The organism is Methylibium sp. T29-B (assembly GCF_000576225.1).
Classification (GTDB): Bacteria; Pseudomonadota; Gammaproteobacteria; order Burkholderiales; family Burkholderiaceae_C; genus Methylibium; species Methylibium petroleiphilum.
In genome coordinates this window covers 1-1,057 of sequence record NZ_AZSN01000366.1, presented here as the reverse complement: position 1 = coordinate 1,057, position 1,057 = coordinate 1, and the positions used below count along the sequence as shown (strand labels likewise).

Sequence of the window (1,057 nt, the reverse complement as noted above, 5' to 3'; positions counted from 1 at the left end):
CTCGGCCCGCGCCGGCGCGGGCGAGACCCAGTCGTGCGCCTCGCTCCAGCCGACGCTGCAGGCGCTCAGCAGGCTGACGGCGGCAAGCCCGGCCGGCCGCAGCCAACCCGGGAACAAGGAAGAAGGCAGGGTCATCGTCGACTCCAGTCGGTGAACAGGACAGAGGCCCGCGATCCGTCGCGCGCCCAGGCTGGCTGATACGGCCGGGCCGCCCGAACGGGGTCAAGACCAATGCCGTCGCGCCGTTCAACCCCGTTCGCGGCCCTCGCACGTACAAGCCCGAACCGCCGCGATGGCAGACTGAGCAGGCCCATGCCCGACCCCACGCCCGAACCCTCCGACGACACGCTGATGCAGGCCTTCGCCGGCGGCGACGCGCGCGCCTTCGAACGGCTCTACGCACGCCACCACGTCGCGCTCTACCGCTTCGTGTGCAGGCTGCTCGGCAGCGCCTGCGCGGCACAGACCGACGAGGTGTTCCAGGACACCTGGCTGCGCGTGATCGACGCGCGCACCCGCTGGGCACCGCAGGGCGCGAGCTTTCGCACCTGGCTGTTCACGCTGGGCCACCACCGCGCGGTCGACTGCCTGCGCAGGAGCGGCCGGGAGGTATCGGTCGACGCGCCGGGGCCCGACCCCTGGGAACCCGACGGCGAGCCTTGGGCCCGCTGGCCGGTCGCCCACGGCGCCGACGGGCAGGGCGTCGACGACCAGGCCTTCTGGCGTGCGGCCGGCCAGCGCCTGCTCGACTGCCTGGATGGCCTGCCCGCCGCGCAGAAGGCGGTGTTCCTGCTGCACCACGAGGACGGCCTGTCGCTCGCCGAACTGGCCGCCGCGCTGGAACTGGGTTTCGAGACCGCCAAGAGCCGGCTGCGCTATGCGATGAGCAAGCTGCGCACCTGCATGGGCGCCTACCTGCCCGGTGCGGGCGTGCTGACCGCGCCCGAGGGGAGCGCATGAACCGTCCGCACCCGCCCGAGCCGGCCGGTGACGACGACGTGGCGCGCGACGCCCATCTGCGCGCCGCGCTGCGGCATGCGCCGGACCGCGACGCCCG

The 1,057-nt window shown here is 73.9% G+C and carries 1 protein-coding gene; it reads left to right on the top strand.

Features of this window, described 5'->3' with window-relative positions:
• Positions 1-312: 312 nt before the first annotated feature.
• A complete protein-coding gene (locus tag Y694_RS21965) occupies positions 313-960 on the top strand; it encodes a sigma-70 family RNA polymerase sigma factor (protein WP_051495985.1) in 648 nt (215 codons plus the stop codon).
• The last annotated feature ends 97 nt before the right edge of the window (positions 961-1,057 follow it).